The organism is Agaribacterium haliotis (assembly GCF_002312815.1).
Taxonomy (GTDB): domain Bacteria; phylum Pseudomonadota; class Gammaproteobacteria; order Pseudomonadales; family Cellvibrionaceae; genus Agaribacterium; species Agaribacterium haliotis.
Map to the genome: position 1 here is coordinate 102,025 of NZ_NKQJ01000012.1, position 18,782 is coordinate 120,806.

At 51.2% G+C, this 18,782-nt stretch carries 19 protein-coding genes; 5 read left to right on the forward strand and 14 right to left on the reverse strand.

The features are described 5' to 3' along the window. Positions 1–80: 80 nt before the first annotated feature. Positions 81–2,846, forward strand: a complete 2,766-nt coding sequence (locus CFK45_RS14510) for a valine--tRNA ligase (RefSeq protein WP_096087161.1) — start codon at positions 81–83, stop codon at positions 2,844–2,846. A gap of 112 nt (positions 2,847–2,958) precedes the next feature. Here the strand turns inward: CFK45_RS14510 and CFK45_RS14515 are convergent, their stop codons facing one another. From CFK45_RS14515 to CFK45_RS14545, 7 genes are all read right to left on the reverse strand, one after another. Beyond that, positions 2,959–3,828 (reverse strand): TraB/GumN family protein, encoded by an 870-nt coding sequence (locus CFK45_RS14515; RefSeq protein ID WP_096087162.1) that lies wholly within the window; start codon positions 3,826–3,828, stop codon positions 2,959–2,961. 137 nt (positions 3,829–3,965) lie between these two features. Continuing rightward, positions 3,966–4,958 (reverse strand): TDT family transporter, encoded by a 993-nt coding sequence (locus CFK45_RS14520; RefSeq protein WP_096087163.1) that lies wholly within the window; start codon positions 4,956–4,958, stop codon positions 3,966–3,968. A 186-nt stretch (positions 4,959–5,144) separates the two neighbouring features. Continuing rightward, positions 5,145–5,744 carry a DUF2058 domain-containing protein gene (locus tag CFK45_RS14525; RefSeq protein ID WP_096087164.1) on the reverse strand — a complete coding sequence of 200 codons (600 nt, stop codon included), beginning with the start codon at positions 5,742–5,744 and terminating at the stop codon, positions 5,145–5,147. Positions 5,745–5,855: 111 nt separating this feature from the next. Further along, positions 5,856–6,596 carry a glutathione peroxidase gene (locus tag CFK45_RS14530; RefSeq protein WP_096087165.1) on the reverse strand — a complete coding sequence of 247 codons (741 nt, stop codon included), beginning with the start codon at positions 6,594–6,596 and terminating at the stop codon, positions 5,856–5,858. 209 nt (positions 6,597–6,805) lie between these two features. Further along, on the reverse strand, positions 6,806–9,208 hold the full coding sequence (locus tag CFK45_RS14535; protein WP_096087166.1) for an ATP-binding protein: 2,403 nt from the start codon (positions 9,206–9,208) through the stop codon (positions 6,806–6,808). Between the two features lie 133 nt (positions 9,209–9,341). Further along, the gene (locus CFK45_RS14540) at positions 9,342–9,659 is read right to left on the reverse strand and encodes a DUF2288 domain-containing protein (RefSeq protein ID WP_096087167.1); all 318 of its coding nucleotides are present in this window, start codon (positions 9,657–9,659) and stop codon (positions 9,342–9,344) included. After that, complete coding sequence (locus CFK45_RS14545; RefSeq protein ID WP_096087168.1) at positions 9,659–9,844, reverse strand: hypothetical protein; 186 nt, start codon at positions 9,842–9,844, stop codon at positions 9,659–9,661. Before CFK45_RS14545 ends, CFK45_RS14540 begins: the two co-directional genes overlap by 1 nt. Before the next feature lie 69 nt (positions 9,845–9,913). On the opposite strand from CFK45_RS14545, the gene CFK45_RS14550 reads away from it, so the two are divergent. The 4 genes from CFK45_RS14550 (at position 9,914) to CFK45_RS14565 (ending at position 13,463) form a co-directional block, all read left to right on the forward strand. Continuing rightward, a complete protein-coding gene (locus CFK45_RS14550) occupies positions 9,914–11,230 on the forward strand; it encodes a TRZ/ATZ family hydrolase (protein ID WP_096087169.1) in 1,317 nt (438 codons plus the stop codon). After that, on the forward strand, positions 11,223–11,942 hold the full coding sequence (gene ubiG, locus CFK45_RS14555) for a bifunctional 2-polyprenyl-6-hydroxyphenol methylase/3-demethylubiquinol 3-O-methyltransferase UbiG (RefSeq protein WP_096087170.1): 720 nt from the start codon (positions 11,223–11,225) through the stop codon (positions 11,940–11,942). Before CFK45_RS14550 ends, ubiG begins: the two co-directional genes overlap by 8 nt. Beyond that, the gene (locus tag CFK45_RS14560) at positions 11,943–12,605 is read left to right on the forward strand and encodes an HAD family hydrolase (protein ID WP_096087171.1); all 663 of its coding nucleotides are present in this window, start codon (positions 11,943–11,945) and stop codon (positions 12,603–12,605) included. It abuts the gene before it with no gap. An 87-nt stretch (positions 12,606–12,692) separates the two neighbouring features. Next, positions 12,693–13,463 carry a YciK family oxidoreductase gene (locus tag CFK45_RS14565; protein WP_096087172.1) on the forward strand — a complete coding sequence of 257 codons (771 nt, stop codon included), beginning with the start codon at positions 12,693–12,695 and terminating at the stop codon, positions 13,461–13,463. A gap of 5 nt (positions 13,464–13,468) precedes the next feature. Here the strand turns inward: CFK45_RS14565 and CFK45_RS14570 are convergent, their stop codons facing one another. The 7 genes from CFK45_RS14570 to CFK45_RS14600 all read right to left on the reverse strand — a co-directional run bounded on the left by CFK45_RS14570 (position 13,469) and on the right by CFK45_RS14600 (position 18,781). Beyond that, positions 13,469–13,987: a hypothetical protein gene (locus CFK45_RS14570; RefSeq protein WP_096087173.1), complete on the reverse strand. Its 519-nt coding sequence runs from the start codon at positions 13,985–13,987 to the stop codon at positions 13,469–13,471. 22 nt (positions 13,988–14,009) lie between these two features. Next, the gene (locus CFK45_RS14575; protein ID WP_096087174.1) at positions 14,010–14,444 is read right to left on the reverse strand and encodes a DUF2802 domain-containing protein; all 435 of its coding nucleotides are present in this window, start codon (positions 14,442–14,444) and stop codon (positions 14,010–14,012) included. Beyond that, entirely contained in the window at positions 14,444–14,929 is a 486-nt protein-coding gene (locus CFK45_RS14580; RefSeq protein ID WP_096087175.1) for a chemotaxis protein CheW, read from the reverse strand. The genes CFK45_RS14575 and CFK45_RS14580 overlap by 1 nt, the downstream gene beginning before the upstream one ends. Before the next feature lie 116 nt (positions 14,930–15,045). Beyond that, entirely contained in the window at positions 15,046–16,071 is a 1,026-nt protein-coding gene (locus CFK45_RS14585; RefSeq protein ID WP_096087176.1) for a chemotaxis protein CheW, read from the reverse strand. Between the two features lie 4 nt (positions 16,072–16,075). Continuing rightward, complete coding sequence (locus tag CFK45_RS14590) at positions 16,076–16,858, reverse strand: ParA family protein (RefSeq protein WP_096087177.1); 783 nt, start codon at positions 16,856–16,858, stop codon at positions 16,076–16,078. 228 nt (positions 16,859–17,086) lie between these two features. Next, positions 17,087–18,031 carry a flagellar motor protein MotB gene (locus CFK45_RS14595; RefSeq protein WP_239923699.1) on the reverse strand — a complete coding sequence of 315 codons (945 nt, stop codon included), beginning with the start codon at positions 18,029–18,031 and terminating at the stop codon, positions 17,087–17,089. 9 nt (positions 18,032–18,040) lie between these two features. Continuing rightward, positions 18,041–18,781, reverse strand: a complete 741-nt coding sequence (locus tag CFK45_RS14600) for a flagellar motor protein (protein ID WP_096087178.1) — start codon at positions 18,779–18,781, stop codon at positions 18,041–18,043. Between the last annotated feature and the right edge of the window lies 1 nt (position 18,782).

Genomic DNA, 18,782 nt, shown 5'->3' on the forward strand with positions numbered 1-18,782 from the left:
GTTTTTTTGCAGGTAAACGCCAGAGGCGTCGCCTGTGTTAACTATTTACGCTTAAATTACATTTAAAAAGTCAGTACACGATGGACAAGACCTACCAGCCCTCCTCGATTGAAAGCAAGTGGTATCAGCAATGGGAAGAGAAAAACTACTTCGCCCCAAGTGGTGAAGGAGAGCCCTACAGCATCATGATCCCCCCACCAAATGTGACAGGCAGCCTGCACATGGGTCACGGTTTCCAGGAAAGCATCATGGATGCGCTGATTCGTTACCACCGTATGAAAGGCTGCAATACCCTGTGGCAAGTCGGTACTGACCACGCGGGCATCGCCACGCAAATGGTTGTTGAGCGCCTGCTTGATGCCGAAGGCACCAATCGCCACGAACTCGGTCGCGACAAATTCATCGACCGTGTATGGAAGTGGAAAGAAGAAAGCGGTGGCAATATCTGCCGTCAGCTGCGCCGCCTCGGCGCCTCTCCGGACTGGAGCCGCGAGCGCTTCACGATGGATGAAGGTTTTTATAAAGCCGTACAAGAAGTATTTATTCGTCTCTACGAAGACGACCTGATTTATCGCGGCAAGCGCCTCGTAAACTGGGATCCGAAACTGCACACTGCAATTTCCGACCTTGAGGTCATTAGCGAAGAAGAAAACGGCCATATGTGGCACTTCCGCTATCCGCTTGCCGATGGCAGTGGTCACCTCGTTGTCGCAACCACTCGTCCTGAAACTATGCTCGGTGATACTGCGGTTGCGGTGAATCCTGAAGATGAGCGCTACAAAGATCTCGTTGGCAAGTTTATTAAACTGCCTTTAACCGACCGTGAAATTCCAATTATTGCCGACGACTACGTCGATGCAGAGTTCGGTACCGGCTGTGTGAAGATCACCCCTGCGCATGACTTTAACGATTACGAAGTTGGCCAGCGTCACGACCTGCCGATGATCAACGTCTTCACCGACGACGCCACCATGAACAAGAGTGTGCCTGAAGCTTATCAGGGCCTCGATCGTTTTGATGCGCGTAAGAAGATTGTTGCCGACCTGGAAGAGCTCGGCCTGCTCGAGAAAATCGACGATCACAAATTAAAAGTTCCGCGCGGCGACCGCAGCGGTGTTGTGATTGAGCCTTACCTGACTAACCAATGGTATGTAAAAACCCAGCCTTTGGCCGACGAAGCGATTAAAGCGGTTGAGGGTGGCGATATTAATTTTGTACCGAAGCAGTACGAGAATATGTATTTCTCGTGGATGCGCGATATTCAGGATTGGTGCATCAGCCGTCAGCTGTGGTGGGGTCACCGTATTCCGGCTTGGTATGACGAAGACGGCAAAGTTTATGTTGGCCGTGACGAACAAGATGTTCGCGCTAAATACAGCATTGCCGATGACGTTGTATTAAAGCAGGACGACGACGTTCTCGATACCTGGTTTAGCTCGGGCCTGTGGACTTTCGGTACCCTCGGTTGGCCGGAAGATACCGACTTCCTAAAGACCTTCCACCCGTCTTCAGTACTGGTGACTGGTTTCGATATTATTTTCTTCTGGGTTGCACGCATGATTATGCTGACCCTGTACTTCAAAAAAGAAGTGCCCTTTGACACGGTTTATGTGCATGGTCTGGTGCGTGACAGTCACGGTCAGAAAATGTCGAAGTCCAAGGGCAACGTACTCGACCCGATCGATCTGATCGACGGTATCGACCTTGAGAGTCTTGTACAAAAACGCACCGCAGGCATGCAGGTGCCGAAGCTCAAGACCAAAATCGAAAAACAAACACGCAAAGAGTTCCCGGACGGCATCGCCGGTTACGGAACTGACGCCCTGCGTTACACCTATTATTCACTCGCCTCTACCGGTCGCGACATCAACTTCGACGTTGGCCGTATCGAAGGTTTCCGCAACTTCTGTAACAAGCTGTGGAACGCGTCGAACTACGTGTTTATGAACACCGAAGATAAAGACTGCGGTCAGGACGGTGGTGAAGTAGAACTGACTCTGGCTGATCGCTGGATTATGGCCAAGCTGCAGCAAGCTGAAAAAGCTGTTCACGAAGGCTTCCGCAGCTATCGTCTCGACCTTGCCAGTCAGGCTCTGTACGACTTTATCTGGAAAGATTACTGCGATTGGTACCTTGAGCTGACCAAGCCAGTGCTGTGGAATGAGAATGCCAGCGAAGCGGTTCAGCGCGGTACTCGTCAGACACTGGTGCGTGTACTGGAAGCCACTTTGCGTCTGGCTCATCCGCTAATGCCATTTATTACCGAGGAAATCTGGCAGCGTGTTAAACCCCTGGCTGGCGCTGAAGGTGATACGCTGATGCTTGCACCCTACCCCGAGGCCGACGAGTCGAAGATTGACGAGCAAGCCCTCGCCGATGTTGAATGGCTGCAAAATGTCATTGTCGGTATTCGCGGTATTCGCGGCGAAATGAATGTTAGCCCTTCCAAACAGCTGAATGTTTATTTTGTTAATGGTTCAGGCGAAGACAAACGCCGCCTCGAAAGCAACGAAGCGTTTTTGAGCAAACTTGCTTCGCTCGAAAGCGTCACCTGGGTAAGCAGCGGTGAACAAGCACCGCTTTCTGCGACAGCTTTGGTTGGTGACTTAGAAGTTCATGTTCCACTTGCCGGCCTGATCGATAAAGACGCCGAGCTTGCCCGTTTGGATAAAGAACTGGCCAAGCTTGAGAAAAATATCGGCGGCCTGAAAGGCAAACTCAGCAACGCGAAGTTTGTTGATAATGCGCCGGCTGAAGTTGTGCAGAAAGAGCGCGATCGTTTGGCAGAGCAGGAAAGTGCTTTTGCCAAGCTTGGCGAACAAAAAGAAAAAATTGCCGCGCTGTAAGCATTCTAATAAGTATTATTTTATGCTCTTTGCAGCCACCTTAGGGCAAGCTGTTAAAGTAACGGGTCTCACTAAGAGGAATAATGAGGCCCGTCGAAAGCAGGCAAATACTCTAAGGCATTTGAGTGAGCTTGGCTCCCGAACGCTCTAAGGCCTGAAGTAAGCCGTCGCTGCCTGCTAGGTGGGCAGCGCCAACAAGTACCAACTCGACCTCTTGAGTATTTAACATCGCGTGAATCTGAGGCAGCCAGTGCTGGTTTCGTTCAAGTAGTAGCCGCCTATAGATGTCAGGGAATTGCTCTCGCAGCTCGACAATACTCTCTTTTTCGATGCCCGCTAAATCACCTTTGCGCCACGCTGCCTTTAGATCGGCAACATAGGCGGGGAGACGAGCCAAATCGGACAGGGTATATTCAATGATCTCATCCTCCTTGCCCTCTCCCAAATTAGCCAGCATGCCAATTTGAAAATCCAAGCTCTCTAAAGACATGCTTATCTTATTATCATTGATTGCCTTGTCCTGAAAATACTGATCAACACCAAAAGCCGCCTGATAGCCCAGGCGCTGCAATTCGAGTGAAATCATTGTCAAACTCAAACCCGAAGCGCTCAAACCCGTGAACGAAGCCAGCGGTAAAGCCCGTTCGGAAAAATAGTTTTCAACTGCGCGGTAAGTCTTAGCTTTGAGTACTTGTTCAAGCGTCTTTCCAGGCCTGGCCATCAGTGCCTGCATTATCTTCATTTGAGCCTCGGCACTATTTGCCTGAGTCAGATCCGTTTCGAACACCACAACGCTTGCGGCGGCATAGGCCTTTTCATAAGAAGACGGTAACGGGTGATCACTCGCTTCTAATAAATGCATCGTGCCCGCAAGGTACAAAACCCTGCCAGGTTTTTCGACTTTCCACACCGAGCTTTGAGCAATACTGACACTGCAAACCAGCAACAGTGATAACAACACCACTATTTTTTTCACTAACATCGAACCACCCCCAGTTAATCCTCTAATGACTAAAAGCAGATATCAGAGATAAAACTCGCGTTGAGACCGCAAAGCGGATACAGCGAGTCGCTACTGTTACTAGCTTTTTATCAACACTAAATCTTTTGTTAAAGCCTTCACTTGGGTTCAAAACTTAAACCACGGCTAAGTTGCAGGCAAAAAGCTCTTAAATAAAGCACAGCCACATAAACAACTACAGCGACGGCGATTAACAACTCGATATCCGCCAACACCTGCAAGAGCTCGGCTTCGGCTGGGTTTTTAGTATGCACATAGGCCGCAGCGGCTTGCAGAGCACTGGCGCTGATCACCATTGGAAAGGTAAACGCTGAATAGGCCGGACTAAATGGCAGGCGCAACAAATGGAAAAATGCGAGATAAATTAAGCAGGTCATCAGCAGGGCAATACCGAGCAGAGAGCTCACCAAGACCAAAGACGGCTCAGGTTCAACATTTAAATATGCTGCAAGCAGTAGACTTGCCGGCGCGGCCAATACGGCGATGGTCGGTTTGGCCGCATCAACCACTTCTTCGGCAAAAATTAAGCGGTGAAGCATGGGTACCATCATGACAACAAAACAAGCCATCGCAAAATAGACTATGTATCGCGCCAGCTCCTGCTCGGCCGGACTCGGGCAAGTCAAACCCGCTACGGCCACACCAATAGGCGGTACAAACCAGCTCGGCACCATATTGTTCAATAAAAAACCGCGCAGCTGATGCCACAAAAAAATTAGCAGCAAAAGCAAGTGTAAAAAGACTGCGCTATACCACAATTCCACCGCAAGCCAGGGCCAAAAATGCCCGACTGCGGCGGAGATTAACATCAAGCTCATGGCCAGGGTCGGCACCACGCTACCGATAATTGGGTGTGCTAACTCACTGCTCAACAAACGAGGTTTAAGTAGAAACTTAATAACGATCAAAGCAATTAGCGCCGTCGAAATCAGCGCGGCGCTGTGTTGCACAAACCCTTCGGCAGAGGCACGATAAGCTGCGCTAAGCGCAAGGCGCCGCTCGACAACAAAACCTAAAGCCACAATACCAAGAGCAAGGCCCGCCAAAGGCGTGGGCGTCGCAGCAATCGCTTGTTTTAATGAAAACGCCAATGAAGCCTCAACTCTTTTTTACTGAAAGGCTAACGAGACTAGCGCAAATACGCCGATACGAGCTGTAAGAAGTCAAAGAAACAACTAAAAACAACTAAAAATACTAAAACCTGGGCACTAAACTTAAGCTCTCTTACTTAAGCTAAAGCCAGACAAAGCTAGGCCAACACACTGCGAACCCAGGTTTTACCACATTAAATCATCAGGGATCTCAAACTGCGCGTAATAATCCTCGTCACTTATTTCACCTGCATCGCTTTCCGGCGACGCAGTGCCAGTGGCGGCAACGTTAGTGCCAGCCGACTCTTTCGCTCGATAATTATCAACGATGATTAGTTCCGGCATGCGCTCGCGAATTTTTTCAGCGATGGGTCTTGGCACCAGCTCATAGCGGCCATCCAGGCTCACAACACTGATTAATCCCCGGCTGCACTTTTCAAAACTATCGCGGTTTAACAAGAGTTTTTTAACCGTCGAACCATCGACAAAATTAAACTCCAACTCGCCTTTGCGGTCTTTAATTTTGTAGTGATTGACCAGTTGCTTAACTTGAGCAAAGATGGCCTTTTGCTCCGCTTCTGCTTTCTTCGCGGCGTTTAACTCTCTATCTTTTTGCTGCTTTTGCTTTTGAGCTTCGCGCGCGTTGCGCTGGGCATCACTCTCTTGATTAAGCCCGGCCTTGACCTTGGCATGGGCTTGTTTGCTCTGATCTTTTTTGATTTTTTTGGCTTTTTTTTGATCGATCAGGCCTGCGCCCATCAGTTGCTCTTGTAAAGATTTCGCCATTGCAGGCCCCTAACCCCATTAAAAAAATGACATTATAGCCAGAGCCCGGCACAGTAAAAAGCCGGCAGCGCAGCCGCTGCCGGCTTTTTACTCGGGAGAATCGCAGCGTGTTTAATTGTTCTCGGCGAGCCAGGCTTCAAGCTCATCAGCGCCGCCGATACGTTGACCATCGACATAAACCTGAGGGGTTGTGCCCTGCCCGGTCACGGCAGCAAGCGAGCTATAGCTGAGACCATCGTGACCGAGCTCGATGACCTCGTACTTCAACCCCCTGGCAGCCAGAGCATCCTTTGCACGTGAGCAGTGCGGACAACCCGGCTTGGTGAACAGCGAGATACGAGCGGGAAGCTTGGCTTCAGGCGCCAGATAATTCAGCATGGTGTCGGCGTCACTTACCTTAAACGGATCGCCTGGTTCTTCGGGCTCAATAAACATTTTTTCAATCACGCCGTCGTTCACAAGCATAGAGTAGCGCCAGCTGCGCTTGCCAAAACCTATATCACTCTTATCGACCAACAGGCCCATGCCCTCGCTAAAATCACCATTGCCATCGGGCAGAAAACGGATATTGTCAGCCTGTTGATCACCGGCCCACGAATTCATAACAAAGGTGTCATTGACACTTAAACAGATAATCTCGTCAATACCGTGTTGCTTAAACACTGGCGCAAGCTCGTTGTAACGCGGCAGGTGCGTTGACGAACAGGTTGGCGTAAAAGCGCCGGGCAACGCAAAGACAATGACTTTTTTTCCTGCAAACAAGCCATCGCTTGTCCACTGCTGCCATTCATTGTTAACTCGCACGGGAAAAGCACAAACGGGAACACGCTGACCTTCTTTGTTCTGCAACATCTTAAACTCCTAGACTTCGTGGTAAGAAACAGTGAATTCACTATAAGCTGGCAGCTAAATTAACAACAGCTATAAAAACCTATGTACCTCATAGCTTATCATTATTGTGCTGGATTTATCTAACAAGAGAAAGCATATAAACGTGGTGTCGATGCAGTGGCGGCGGGTGTTATGACGGCGAGGCACACACCCAAGTAACTAATGACAGGTCAGTCATGTATTGAAGCGGGTGTTGACCAGCGCGAGATCAACTCAGCAAGCTCTTGTTCATCAAATGGTTTCGCCAGATAATCATCCATGCCGCTGTTTAGGCACTTCTCTTTGTCGCCTTTCATTGCGTTGGCGGTCATCGCTAATATCGGTACGCGGCGGTAGCGCTCGCCGGCCTCACCGCCGCGAATAGCTTTGGTTGCCTCATAACCATCCATCACCGGCATCTGACAGTCCATCAGCACCATCGTATAGGGCCTGTGCTCGTCTGCGCCCTGCATCAAACCCAGGGCCTCGCGACCATTTTGCGCAACCGTTGCACTCTTGCCCAGGTCTTCGAGCATCATCAGCGCAACCTCTTGATTGACGTGATTGTCTTCCACGAGCAGGATGTTTTCATCAAAACTGCTTGTTGACTCCGGGCTCAGCAGGGTTGGCGCGCTTAGATCAATCAAGGCAAGCGCTTTGTGCAGGTCGCGGCGAGTAATTGGCTTGGGCAGGTGCATGCGATAGCCCATCGCCTCGAGGTGCTTTTCAGCAAAGCCGTCGTTGATGGGGTTAAGCAATACCAGCGGCGAGCTTTTTAAAAACTCAATCTGGCGAAACTTGTAAGCAAACGCTTCCGCACTGCCGTCATTTAAACTGCCCTCAACCAAGACCAACGCATAAGGCTGTTTGCGCCCCATCGCAGTCGCCAGAGCCAGGCCCAGCTCATAAGAATCCGCCGCGGTAACACTGGCTCCCCACAGACCAAATTGACGCTCCAGGGTCGATCGCGCACGCGGGTTGGCAAGAATTAACAGCACATCACACAGCTGCAAGTCGACCTGAGCCTGCGTTTTGCTCTCGAGCTCGGCAGCTCTTAGCTCAACACTGAAACTAAAGGTTGCACCACTGCCCTCTTCGCTATCGACACTGAGATCGCCGCCCATTAAGCGACACAGCTTGTAGCTGATTGCCAAACCCAGCCCTGTGCCTCCGTAGGCTCGTGTCAGCGAACTGTCTACTTGCGTAAAAGGCTGAAACAAGTGTGCTTGCTGAGCTTTAGCAATGCCTATGCCTGTGTCGCAGACATCGATATCGAGCAGCAAACTCTGCCCGGCTCGGTTGAGGCGCGCACGCAGCAGAATTTCACCCTCAGCGGTAAATTTAATCGCGTTGCCTATTAAGTTAACCAAGACCTGGCGCAGGCGCCCTTCATCGCCGCGCACCAAGCTTTGTTCTACTTCACACTGGTCGATCACCAGCTCTAGTTTTTTCTCCGCAGCGCGAAGCGCCATACCCGCACATACGTCGTCGAGTAAGTTGCTTAAGTCAAAATCTTTGTCAACCAAGTCGAGATGACCAGCATCAACCTTGGTGAAATCGAGGATGTCGTTAATTATTTGCAGCAGGCTCTCTGCACTATTGCGCGCGATGTGAGCTTTTCGCTGCTGTTCGGAGTCTAAGTTGCTGCGCTGCAACAGGCTCAGCATGCCCAGCACGCCATTTAACGGTGTACGAATCTCGTGACTCATCATCGCTAAAAACTCGCTTTTCGCGCGCGCTGCTTGCTCGGCCTGCTCCTTGGCTTCAAAAATCGCACGCTCAGTGCGTTTGCGTTCATCGATATCTTGAAACGAGCCGTAGAGTCGAACACAGCGGCCTTGGTCAAACTCTGCCGCGCCGGTGGCAGCAACCCAAATCTCTCGGCCTTTTGCGGTCACCAGCTGCAGCTCAACACTCCAGGGTTTGCCTTGATTGATACCAATATCAACCAAGTGACGTATGGTATCTCGGCTTTGCCCCGCTTTATAAAAATTAATGGCAGTCTCGACTTCGGGCACGAAGTTATCGTCAACCTCGTGAATACGCCGGGTCATCGGCGACCAGTAGATACTTTGCGCAACAAGATCGAGCTCCCAGCCACCTATGCGGCCGTGCTCACTCATGATTTCAAACAGATCCCGGTGGCGCAGCAAGGCCCTCTGCTGCTGCACACGAGCGCTGATATCGAGCACAGAGCCGATAATATGTATGGCTTGACCTTGCTCATCTCGCTTGCTGACAACAGCACTTTCACTGACATAAAGCCAGTGCCCTAGTTTGTGCTGCATACGCAGCTCACACTGGTAGGCACCACTTTTCAGGGCTGTATCTAAACTGAGCTGGTGTGCTTGCCTATCTTCGGGGTGACAAAGTTCCGAGCGGAGCCGTGCCCCCAGCGGCAATAGCTCAGCAACACGGTAACCGAGCATTGTCGCTAGCGCGTCGCTGATGGACAGCACGCCTTTCAGCAAATCCCAATTCCAGATAGCGGCCGAGGCTTGCGCTATCTCATCGGTATTTGTACCGCCTGCAAGCACTTTATCCGATTGATTTGGGGGCGATGCATCGCTGCCCCGATGATTAAAACGCGACATTGCGCCTGGCTACTCCCGCACTGAATTACTCGCCGCTTATAAAGAAACGACCTAATTCTATATAGCACAGCAGACCAAGAGCTGCCTTGAAGCTTGCCGCCAAGCGGCGCCCAACGAGGGCTTATGCTCGGCACTATATGCCTTGCACAAGTACCCAGGGCTTGATGACAATGGCCCAAACCTCTGCCTGTTGATCAAACCAGGCCTGAGCTTGAGTATCGCTGACCTGGGCCAGCAGCCCATCATTCATTAAGCGCTCTACCTCGCTCGCCCGGTCTTGGTGGATCAGCGCTGCGACCTCAATCAGATCAAGACTTTTATCAACTTGCACAGCAATACCCGAGGCAAAAAAGCGCTGCAGCTCGGCCCACGGTATTTTGGCGCACTCGCGATTAAGACCTTGATTTAAATCCTCACCAAGCCCGGTTGTTTCTTTTTTTTCAGTAGTCATCAAATTAACTTATGTTTGCGTTCACCACAGCGTGTACAGAGCAGTACCGTCACCAACTTGCCCTGTTTAACGTCAAATTTTTGCTCGGTCTCAACCTTCCACTTGTGAAAACCACTGCGGCAGAGTGTTTTGCCTTTGTGTTTGTCTTTGGGACTGGGGCGTTTAAAAGCAATAACCTTGGACATGAAGCGCGCTCACATTAAACATTCAGGTATACTTGCGGGCCTTCACGCAGTAGAGACAGTCCGACAGCCATGAGCTTGAACCAAGTCGACCTCGCCGTCAGCGCCAGCTGGATCATTCCCGTTGTTCCCACAGGGCGCACCCTTGAGAACAGCGCGCTGATTATAAACCAAGGCAAGATCATCGACATTGTTCTGCAGTCAGAATTAGCCAAACGCTACCATGTGAACGAGTTGGTTGAGCTAGAACAGCACGTGTTGATACCTGGCCTAGTTAACGCTCACGGCCACGCTGCCATGAGTTTGTTGCGCGGCTACGCCGATGACCTGCAACTACAACCCTGGCTTGAACAACACATTTGGCCGGCCGAAGCGCGTTTGCTCAGTGAGGCGTTTGTCCGCGACGGCACCGAATTAGCCATTGCCGAAATGTTATTAAGTGGCACCAGCTGCTTTAGTGACATGTACTTTTTCCCCGAAGTGGCAGCAGAAGTCGCTCGGGAAAGCGGTATTCGCGCCCAGCTTGCCTTCCCCATTCTCGATTTCGCCACCGCTTGGGCATCCGGGCCTGAAGAAGCGATACACAAGGGCTTGAGCTTGCACGATCGCTACCGCTCGTCTGATCGCATCGGCGTCGCGTTTGGCCCCCACGCCCCCTATACCGTTGGCGATGAAAGCTTGCGCAAGGTGGTAACACTTGCCGAAGAGCTGCAAATACCTTTACAAATTCACCTGCACGAAACCGCTGACGAAGTCGAGCAAGCCCTCAAGCACAGCGGCATGAGGCCCAGTCAACGGCTCGCCGAGCTGGGACTGTTATCGCCGCTGAGCCAGTGTGTGCACATGACACAAGTCGATGACGGGGATATAACACTGCTACAAAACAGCGGTGCGCATGTTATCCACTGCCCGAACTCAAATATGAAGCTTGCCAGCGGCGCCTGCCCAGTCACTCGGCTGCTCGACGCGGGCGTCAACGTCGCGCTCGGCACCGATGGCGCTGCGAGTAATAACGGCCTAAATATGCTCAGCGAGATGCGCCAAGCGGCGCTGTTAGCCAAAGTTGAAAGTGGTAACGCCAGCGCCGTACACGCTCACCAGGCGCTCTACATGGCCACCATGGCCGGCGCTAAAGCGCTGGGCCTGGACAAAGTCTGCGGTTCGCTGGAGCTAGGCAAGGCGGCGGATATATGTGCTATTGACTTAAGCGGTCTCGCTCAACAGCCTATGTATAATCCGGTCAGCCAAATTGTCTACAGTCACTGCCGCGCGAGTGATGTTTGGGTCGCGGGTCAGAGGCTGCTAGAAAACGGCGTGCTCACACGTATCAATCAAGAACAGCTAGTCAATACCGCTCAACAATGGAGAGAGAAAGTCGTCAATGTCTGACTCGAGCGCACAAAACGTCGACCCTCAAGAAATTCGCAAATTTGAACGTATGGCGAGTCGCTGGTGGGACCCGGAAGGCGAATTCAAGCCTCTGCATCAAATGAACCCCGTCAGAGCTAATTATGTCGATGCGGGCAGCCCCGTCGCGGGCCGACGTATTATCGATATCGGCTGTGGTGGCGGCCTGCTCAGCGAGGCGTTGGCCCAGCGCGGGGCTAAAGTCTGCGGGCTCGACATGGGCGGCGCGCCGCTTGAAGTCGCCCGCTTACACGCGCTCGAAAGCCAGCTCGACATTAACTACCAGCAATGCTCCGCTGAAGACTTTGCCGAACAGCACGCCGAACAGTTTGATGTATTGACCTGCATGGAAATGCTTGAGCACGTACCCGATCCGCTGTCGACCATTAAAGCCTGCAGCGCCCTGGTCAAGCCCGGCGGCTACCTGTATTTCTCGACCATTAACCGCAACCCAAAAGCTTATGCCTTTGCCATTCTCGGCGCCGAGTACATGCTCAAGCTATTGCCCAAAGGCACGCACGAATACAGCAAGTTTATTCAGCCGGCCGAGCTCTGTTGCTGGCTTCGCCAAGCCGGGCTTTGCGTTGAAGATATCAGTGGCATAAGTTATCGGGCGCTCTCGCAAAGCTTCTACCTCAACGCCGAAGACAGCAGCGTAAACTACGTGCTCCGCGCACGAAAAGAGACTTATTAAATGGCTTTAAGAGCAGTTTTTTTTGATTTGGACGGCACCCTGCTCGATACCGCACAGGACTTGAGCGCAGCGCTTGCCAGTATTATGCAAGAAGATGGCCTCGAGCCCCTTGCCCTGAACATTGCGCGCAACATTGTCAGTGAAGGCTCTTATGCACTGGTCAAAGCCGGCTACGAACTCAACGATAACGACAAGCGTATCGAGCCCCTGCGCCAGCGCCTGTTAGAACACTACATGGCTAAGCTCAATCAACACACTACGCCATTTGCCGGTATAGAACAGCTTATCGACAGCCTGCAAAGCCGAGGGCTCGCCTGGGGCATAGTAACCAATAAACCCTGGCCTTTGACCGAACCACTGGTAAAGCAGTTTCGTTTTGCCAGCGAACCCAGCTGTGTATTGGCCCCCGAGCACGTTCAGCAGCGCAAGCCCCATCCCGAATCACTGTATCTGGCCTGTAAACAAACTGGCTGCGAACCGTTTGAAGCGATCTATATAGGTGATCACTTGCGCGATATTGAATGTGGGCGCAATGCCGGTATGAAGACGATTGCCGTCAACTACGGTTATATTCCCGCTGACGAGGATAGCCGCCAATGGCAAGCCGACCATTATGTCGATAGCGCCGACGAAATCTGGCCCATCGTACAACGCTACCTCTAGTTATCTGCGCTGACCGACTCAAGACAAAAACGACGCACTCGTGTTTCGAAACGCTCCAACAAACATCAAAATATTTTTAGCTTATTTATGACCAGCCACACCATTCCCGCAGACTACGCACCTCGCGCCGGGCTGCTCACTGACAAAGTCATTCTTGTAACCGGCGCCACCGAAGGTATTGGCCGCCAAGCAGCTCTTAGCTACGCAAGAGCGGGGGCGACAGTGATTCTGCACGGGCGCAGCAACGCAAAATTAGAAGAGCTCTACGACGAAATTGAAGAGGAGGGCCTGCCGCAAGCCGCTATTTATTGCTTGAGTTTAGATAGCGCGGGGCCAGACGACTACAGCGCTATGGCCGATGCACTTGAACAAGAATTTACTCAACTCGACGGGCTGTTACTGAACGCCGCCGAACTGGGCCAACGGACGCCCGTAGAGCACTACAAAAGTGAAACCTGGGCCAAGGTGTTGCAGGTTAACTTAACAGCGCCATTTATGCTCTGCCGCGCTCTGCTGCCACTTTTAAAGAAATCGGAGCATGGGCGCATTGTTTTTAGTACGGATGCCTGTGCAAGCGACGCAAAAGCTTATTCGTGTGCGTATTCTGTATCCAAGGCCGGTATTGACAACTTGCGCCAAGTTTTAGCTCACGAGCTTGAAGGCATCGCTCCGATATGTGTTAACAGTGTTGACCCCGGGCCAACTCGAACACGTCTGCGCCTGAACGCTTACCCGGCGGAAGATCCAAAGTCTGTGCCGGACTGCAGCGGCCTGGTAAACAGTTATCTCTACCTTATAAGCCAGGACTGCCAGCAAAGTGGCTTGTTATTTACAGCTAGAAAATTACAGGATAACTAAAGCGGCTAACCAACTTTAGCCGCATCGACGGGGGCAGGTATCTCAAAGCGCTCGTCGGTTTTGTCTGCGCGCGCTTCCATTTCTGTTTTGCTTTCGCCGCAATCAGAGTCTCGGCTGAGCTTATCGACTTCAACGGCAACAAATTGATCCCACCAGGCTTTCTTAACGACATCGTCACACAATAAAACATGGTAGTTAATTTGTTGGTTCTCAGAGCCGTTGTAATTTAAAACAAGTAGGAAACTTGTTTTGCGATAACGACTTTGCTTGAAATGGTAGGTGTAAATTTCTTCCTGATTCGGGCCCTCAACAGAAAAGTGCGGGCTACCCAAATTATCGACAATCCAGCGCTTGTGGGTTTTATTTTTTTTAACAGTAGAAAAAAACGATTGCGGCACCACACCTTCGGCGTCCTCGTAGACCAATCGATCCGATACACTGCAAGCAGCTAAGGTTATGCTTAAGCCCGTACAGACAAACAAAACGGTAAATGCGTGACTCATAAACTCAAATACCACTTTCATAAGCCACCTCATCAAGTCGCGCTCAGGACGCCAAGGCCTCCGAAGTATGTCGGCTCTGTGATTGCTGACTTTGAGTTTGTACCATTTTCAACAAACTAACTTCAGCCATACTTAAACCGCTGTTTGCAGCGATGGTTTCATCGCTTAGGCCCTGATCCAGCATCGTCCGGGCTCTACTGAAGCATAGCTCAATTTGACTATCACCGAGCTCCCGCTGCTCTTTATTCAGCTGAAGCAAACGCTTCTCCAAGCCCATTAAACGCTCACCCACATCAATCACACTGTTTTGACTCATGTTGACGTGCTTTACTAATGCTTGTTGACGCCTGAGCGCACTAACGCGCATTTGCACGATCGTTGCAACTAAAACCACATTCATCAACACAAGGCCAAGGCTGATTAAACCACTGTACTCTGCCAATCCATTGTTAATAGCCATCATCAATTCACCGAGCATTAGACCGCCTCCAACTCCGCCCACTCATCGTCAGTGAGCAGCTTGTCGAGCTCAATAAGTATCAGCAGTTCGTCATTTTTATGGCAAACGCCCTGAATAAAGCGAGCACTCTCTTCATTGCCAACATTTGGCGCCGTCTCTATTTCACTTTGTTTGAGATAAACAACCTCAGCAACGCTATCTACCAAAATGCCTACGACGTGCGCTTCGGCCTCAAGAATAACAATGCGCGTATTTTCGCTGATTTCTCCGGGTTGCAAACCAAAGCGAAAACGCGCATCGATCACCGTAACAACATTGCCGCGCAGATTAACGATGCCCATAACATAAGGCGGCGCACCAGGTACCGGAGCGATCTCGGTGTAGCGAAGCACCTCTTGCACCTGCATGACATTTACACCGTAGGTCTCGCCAGCCAGTTTAAAAGTAACCCACTGTAATACCGGGTCCTCACTGACGCTGTCTTTGCTTAAAGTTGCTGTCATTGCACCGTGCCCTCAAAAAATTAACTGTGGCAGTGGACCTGGCGTCAAAATGCCGACCCACAGCACTCTAAATATAGTTAAGAGCAGCTTCTATGCCAGTCGACAACGGCATTCACTTACTTAGCGTTATTGAGTCCCGCGTCACTTTCAATAAGTAGCTCGGCCATTGTGGGGATGTCGATCAACGCACACATGGCAGATTTAACCGTACCTGCGAGCCAGGGTCGTTTTGAGCGTTCGGAACGCCAATTGATTTCGTTCGGATCGAGTTTGATAGGCTGAGTCACACTATCCACAGCTAGCGCCCAGGGTACGCCATGTACAGAGATCACGTAGGCAGCGGAGTCTAGAAAAGACTCGTCATAGCGCTCGGGCATGACAAATAAAGCGGTATTAACGACTCTTAAGTTGCCAAAGGGCGACGCCAATACCCCCATAAACCAAGAGCTTTGACCAAAGATATGGGTTAAACCCTGCTCCATCGGCAATATTTGTCCAAGAGCCACAAGAGGAACAGCCAGTTTCAAGCCGGAGACCTCAAACAACAGGGCCTCAAAGTGCTCTTGGGCCCATTCAGGCCGACCATTTTCACACCACGTGGAAGCAGCCTTATAAGCCTGATCTGCAAGTTGCGCCTCAGCTCGGCTTATTCCAAGCTGTTGCTCGTGCAGTTCAGGCGCCGCCTGCTTCGCGGAAATGTCTGCGATTGGCGCTTTATTTATTTGCTTAGCTAAGGCTTCAGTTGTTAATTTTTTCCTGTCAGCTGCAGCGTCAATGGCTTTAGTTTCAAGCGCGCTTGCAATGCCGACAATCGGCTTACTTAATAGTGCTTGAAGCTGTTCTTTTTGTTTATCAGCAAGCTGCTTGTTTTGCCGTTTGTCTTTAAGCGAAAAACCTTTGGGCGGCGCCTTGCTTTGGCTGCGCTGCGCAGTCGGCTGTGGTGGCACGCTCACGGCCACGTCAGGGGCCGGCTCTGGTGAGTCATCACGCTCACGAGATTGAGGCCCGGGCCTTGTCTCTTCAGTAGTCTCTTCAGTAGTCTCTTGAGTAGTTTCTTCAAGAGCGTTTTCAGAGCTGCCTGGACTTAAGTCACAAAGTAACTCGTCAAAATAATCGCGTAGGCCTTTATCGTTAGCGAGCATAAAACTAAGCTGCCTCGCTTTGTTGTGCTGACAATAAATATTTATACAGTTTAGCGTAGGCTTGCGCGGCGCGAGACTGGGGAGCAAAACTGTGAATAGGCACACCCGCTTTACTGGCATCGCGCAAGCGCGTATCAATTGGAATTTTCCCCGGCCAGACTTGCGCGCCATAATCCATGCGAATCTGTCTCAAACTATGCACAGAAGCTTGGGTGCGCTTATCGTACATCACTGGTACCACGCAGTGTTGCAGCGCCGCACCGCGCGATTGCTGCATCATGTTCAGGGTGTTTAGCATGCGCTCAAGCCCCTGAATGGCGAGGTACTCCGTCTGCACGGGCACAACCGTTAAATCAGAGGCCGCAAGCGCATTGACCAACAGTACACCGAGCTGGGGCGGGCAATCGATAATGACTAAGTCATAGTGCGCCTCAACAAGCGCCAGGCTTTTTTTGAGCACCAAGCCCATGCCCTCGCCGACAGCGCGACGCTCAAGTGTGGCTAAAACCACAGCGGACGGGATTAGATCCACCCCGGGATACACGTTTTTTTTAATCAGTTTGTGTAAAAACGAAGTGTTCAACGAAGCGCGCTGTTCAAACAAATCAAAGACACTGAGCTGAATTTGGTCCGGGTTAATTCCAAACCACGCGCTGAGTGAGCCGTGCGCATCAATATCAATTAATAACACCCGCTTACCCGCAGCAGCAGCAATACCGGCAAGGCTAACACTTGAGCTGGTCTTACCTACTCCACCCTTTTGATTGGCGACTGCCCAGACTCGCACACCTACTCCACTATCAAAAGCGGCAATATTCGACCATCCAGGCAACGTGTATTACCGCATTCTTTTACCGCACAACAAAGACTTTGCGCGAACCATTTGAAAACTTAATTGCTGCGTACTGCCCCTTGAAATCCTTGGTCTCGGCCAAGCGCTCACAGCTAAATTCTTTGCAAGCATTTCTGCTTTGTTTCCATTTTTATTTGAAAGCCAGCAAAATCTGCACCAGCATTATTCTTGCTCGATCGCCCTTAGCCTCGGCAAGTTGGGGTCTGAGCTAAACAGCAGGTCTCCGCCCTTTAAGCGAATCGGTTCTATCGACGCTTCGCCCTCAGCAGAAGCGTTGCTTCGTTCACTTTGCGGCGCTGCTGCATTTTGTAAAGCTTGCTGCTCTGAGCGAATGTCAGTTGACGGCTCATCCGCCAATTGCAGCTGCTCAAGCGCCTGCTCGGGCTTAGTTTCGGGCGCCTTAAGCGCTGAGCTCGCCACCCTGAGCACCACCCTTCGATTCTGACGCCGCCCCTGCTCTGTTTCGTTAGAAGCAACCGGCCGGTGCTCAGCAAACGCCACCGCGGCAAGGCGCTGACTATCAACACCTTGCTCACTGAGGGCTTTAACTACAGCCAGCGCTCGCGCAGACGACAGCTCCCAATTATTCGCATAACGATTATTATTAATCGGAACACTATCGGTGTGGCCACTGACTTGAATTTCATTTTGATAAGGTGCCAACTGACTGGCGAGCGCAGCAAACAGAGCCAGCGCTTCATTGCTAGGTTGCGCCGCACCACTGGCAAAAATCAATTCCGAGCTTAAGCTCAGCTCCAGCCAATTTTCATTGGCGCCCAAACTAACCTTACCCGCAATAGGAAAGCCAGATAATTCCCGCTGAAGTTGGCCCGCCAATTGTTCAAGCTCAGCAAGCGTTTGTTGTTTTTTCTGTTGCTGGTTTTGTTGCTGCGGCAAGTCTTGTTGGCTGTGAAAAGCAGCGCTTAAGGTCTCTGATAAAGTGCGGTACTTCTCTTCGTGTACCTGGCTGACCGAATACATAACCACAAAAAAAGCAAACAACAGCGTTATAAAATCTGAGTAAGAAATTAACCAGCGCTCATGGCCGACGCTTCGCGCGTGGTGCTCGCCTTTGCGGGCTCGACTTAACAAACGCCGATGGCTCACAGCAGGTACCTACCGCAAATATCCACTGAGTTTCATTTCGATGGCTTTGGGGTTCTCACCATCGGCAATCGCACAAATGCCTTCAATAGTCAGCTCCCGATAAAGGCTCTGCTCTTTAATACACGCCCTTAAGCGACTCGCAATAGGCAATAACAGCAAATTAGCAGCAGCGACACCGTAAATTGTGGCAACAAACGCCACAGCAATTCCCGGCCCCAGCTCCGAAGGGTCCGCGAGGTGTTGCATAACATGAATAAGCCCCATCACCGCACCGATAATGCCTATCGTCGGTGCGTAGCCCCCCATGCTTTCGTAAAACTGTGCCGCCTCAACATCGCGCTGCTCGTTTACCGCAAGATCTGTTTCAAGCACGTGACGAATCACTTCGGTATCGCTGCCATCCACAAGCAGCTGCAAAGCCTTGCGATCAAAACTATCGTTTTCTCTCTCAGAGGCATTTTCCAAACCTAAGAGCCCCTCTTTGCGTGCAGTCTGGGACCAACTTACAACCTGCGCGATACCGTTAGATAAGCTACATTTTGGTGGCAAGACTATCCAGGGGAACATGGATAGAGCCCTGCGTATGCCTTCGCGCGGAGTTTGCAAAACGGCGGCCCCTAACGTGCCGCCAAATACAATAATCGCCGCTGGGCCATTTAAAAGCGTAGCGATAGAACCGCCCTCGAGGAAATTGCCCCCGATCAGCGCTGCAAACCCTATGGTAACGCCTATGACGCTGACTAGATCCATC

Excerpts from the sequence above, each read along its gene's own strand:
- CFK45_RS14510 (WP_096087161.1), top strand. The coding sequence starts at position 81 with ATGGACAAGACCTACCAGCCCTCCTCGATTGAAAGCAAGTGGTATCAG.
- CFK45_RS14515 (WP_096087162.1), bottom strand. The coding sequence starts at position 3,828 with ATGTTAGTGAAAAAAATAGTGGTGTTGTTATCACTGTTGCTGGTTTGC.
- CFK45_RS14525 (WP_096087164.1), bottom strand. The coding sequence starts at position 5,744 with ATGGCGAAATCTTTACAAGAGCAACTGATGGGCGCAGGCCTGATCGAT.
- CFK45_RS14530 (WP_096087165.1), bottom strand. The coding sequence starts at position 6,596 with ATGTTGCAGAACAAAGAAGGTCAGCGTGTTCCCGTTTGTGCTTTTCCC.
- CFK45_RS14535 (WP_096087166.1), bottom strand. The coding sequence starts at position 9,208 with ATGTCGCGTTTTAATCATCGGGGCAGCGATGCATCGCCCCCAAATCAA.
- CFK45_RS14540 (WP_096087167.1), bottom strand. The coding sequence starts at position 9,659 with ATGACTACTGAAAAAAAAGAAACAACCGGGCTTGGTGAGGATTTAAAT.
- CFK45_RS14545 (WP_096087168.1), bottom strand. The coding sequence starts at position 9,844 with ATGTCCAAGGTTATTGCTTTTAAACGCCCCAGTCCCAAAGACAAACAC.
- CFK45_RS14550 (WP_096087169.1), top strand. The coding sequence starts at position 9,914 with ATGAGCTTGAACCAAGTCGACCTCGCCGTCAGCGCCAGCTGGATCATT.
- ubiG (WP_096087170.1), top strand. The coding sequence starts at position 11,223 with ATGTCTGACTCGAGCGCACAAAACGTCGACCCTCAAGAAATTCGCAAA.
- CFK45_RS14560 (WP_096087171.1), top strand. The coding sequence starts at position 11,943 with ATGGCTTTAAGAGCAGTTTTTTTTGATTTGGACGGCACCCTGCTCGAT.
- CFK45_RS14565 (WP_096087172.1), top strand. The coding sequence starts at position 12,693 with ATGACCAGCCACACCATTCCCGCAGACTACGCACCTCGCGCCGGGCTG.
- CFK45_RS14570 (WP_096087173.1), bottom strand. The coding sequence starts at position 13,987 with ATGAAAGTGGTATTTGAGTTTATGAGTCACGCATTTACCGTTTTGTTT.
- CFK45_RS14575 (WP_096087174.1), bottom strand. The coding sequence starts at position 14,444 with ATGCTCGGTGAATTGATGATGGCTATTAACAATGGATTGGCAGAGTAC.
- CFK45_RS14580 (WP_096087175.1), bottom strand. The coding sequence starts at position 14,929 with ATGACAGCAACTTTAAGCAAAGACAGCGTCAGTGAGGACCCGGTATTA.
- CFK45_RS14585 (WP_096087176.1), bottom strand. The coding sequence starts at position 16,071 with ATGCTCGCTAACGATAAAGGCCTACGCGATTATTTTGACGAGTTACTT.
- CFK45_RS14600 (WP_096087178.1), bottom strand. The coding sequence starts at position 18,781 with ATGGATCTAGTCAGCGTCATAGGCGTTACCATAGGGTTTGCAGCGCTG.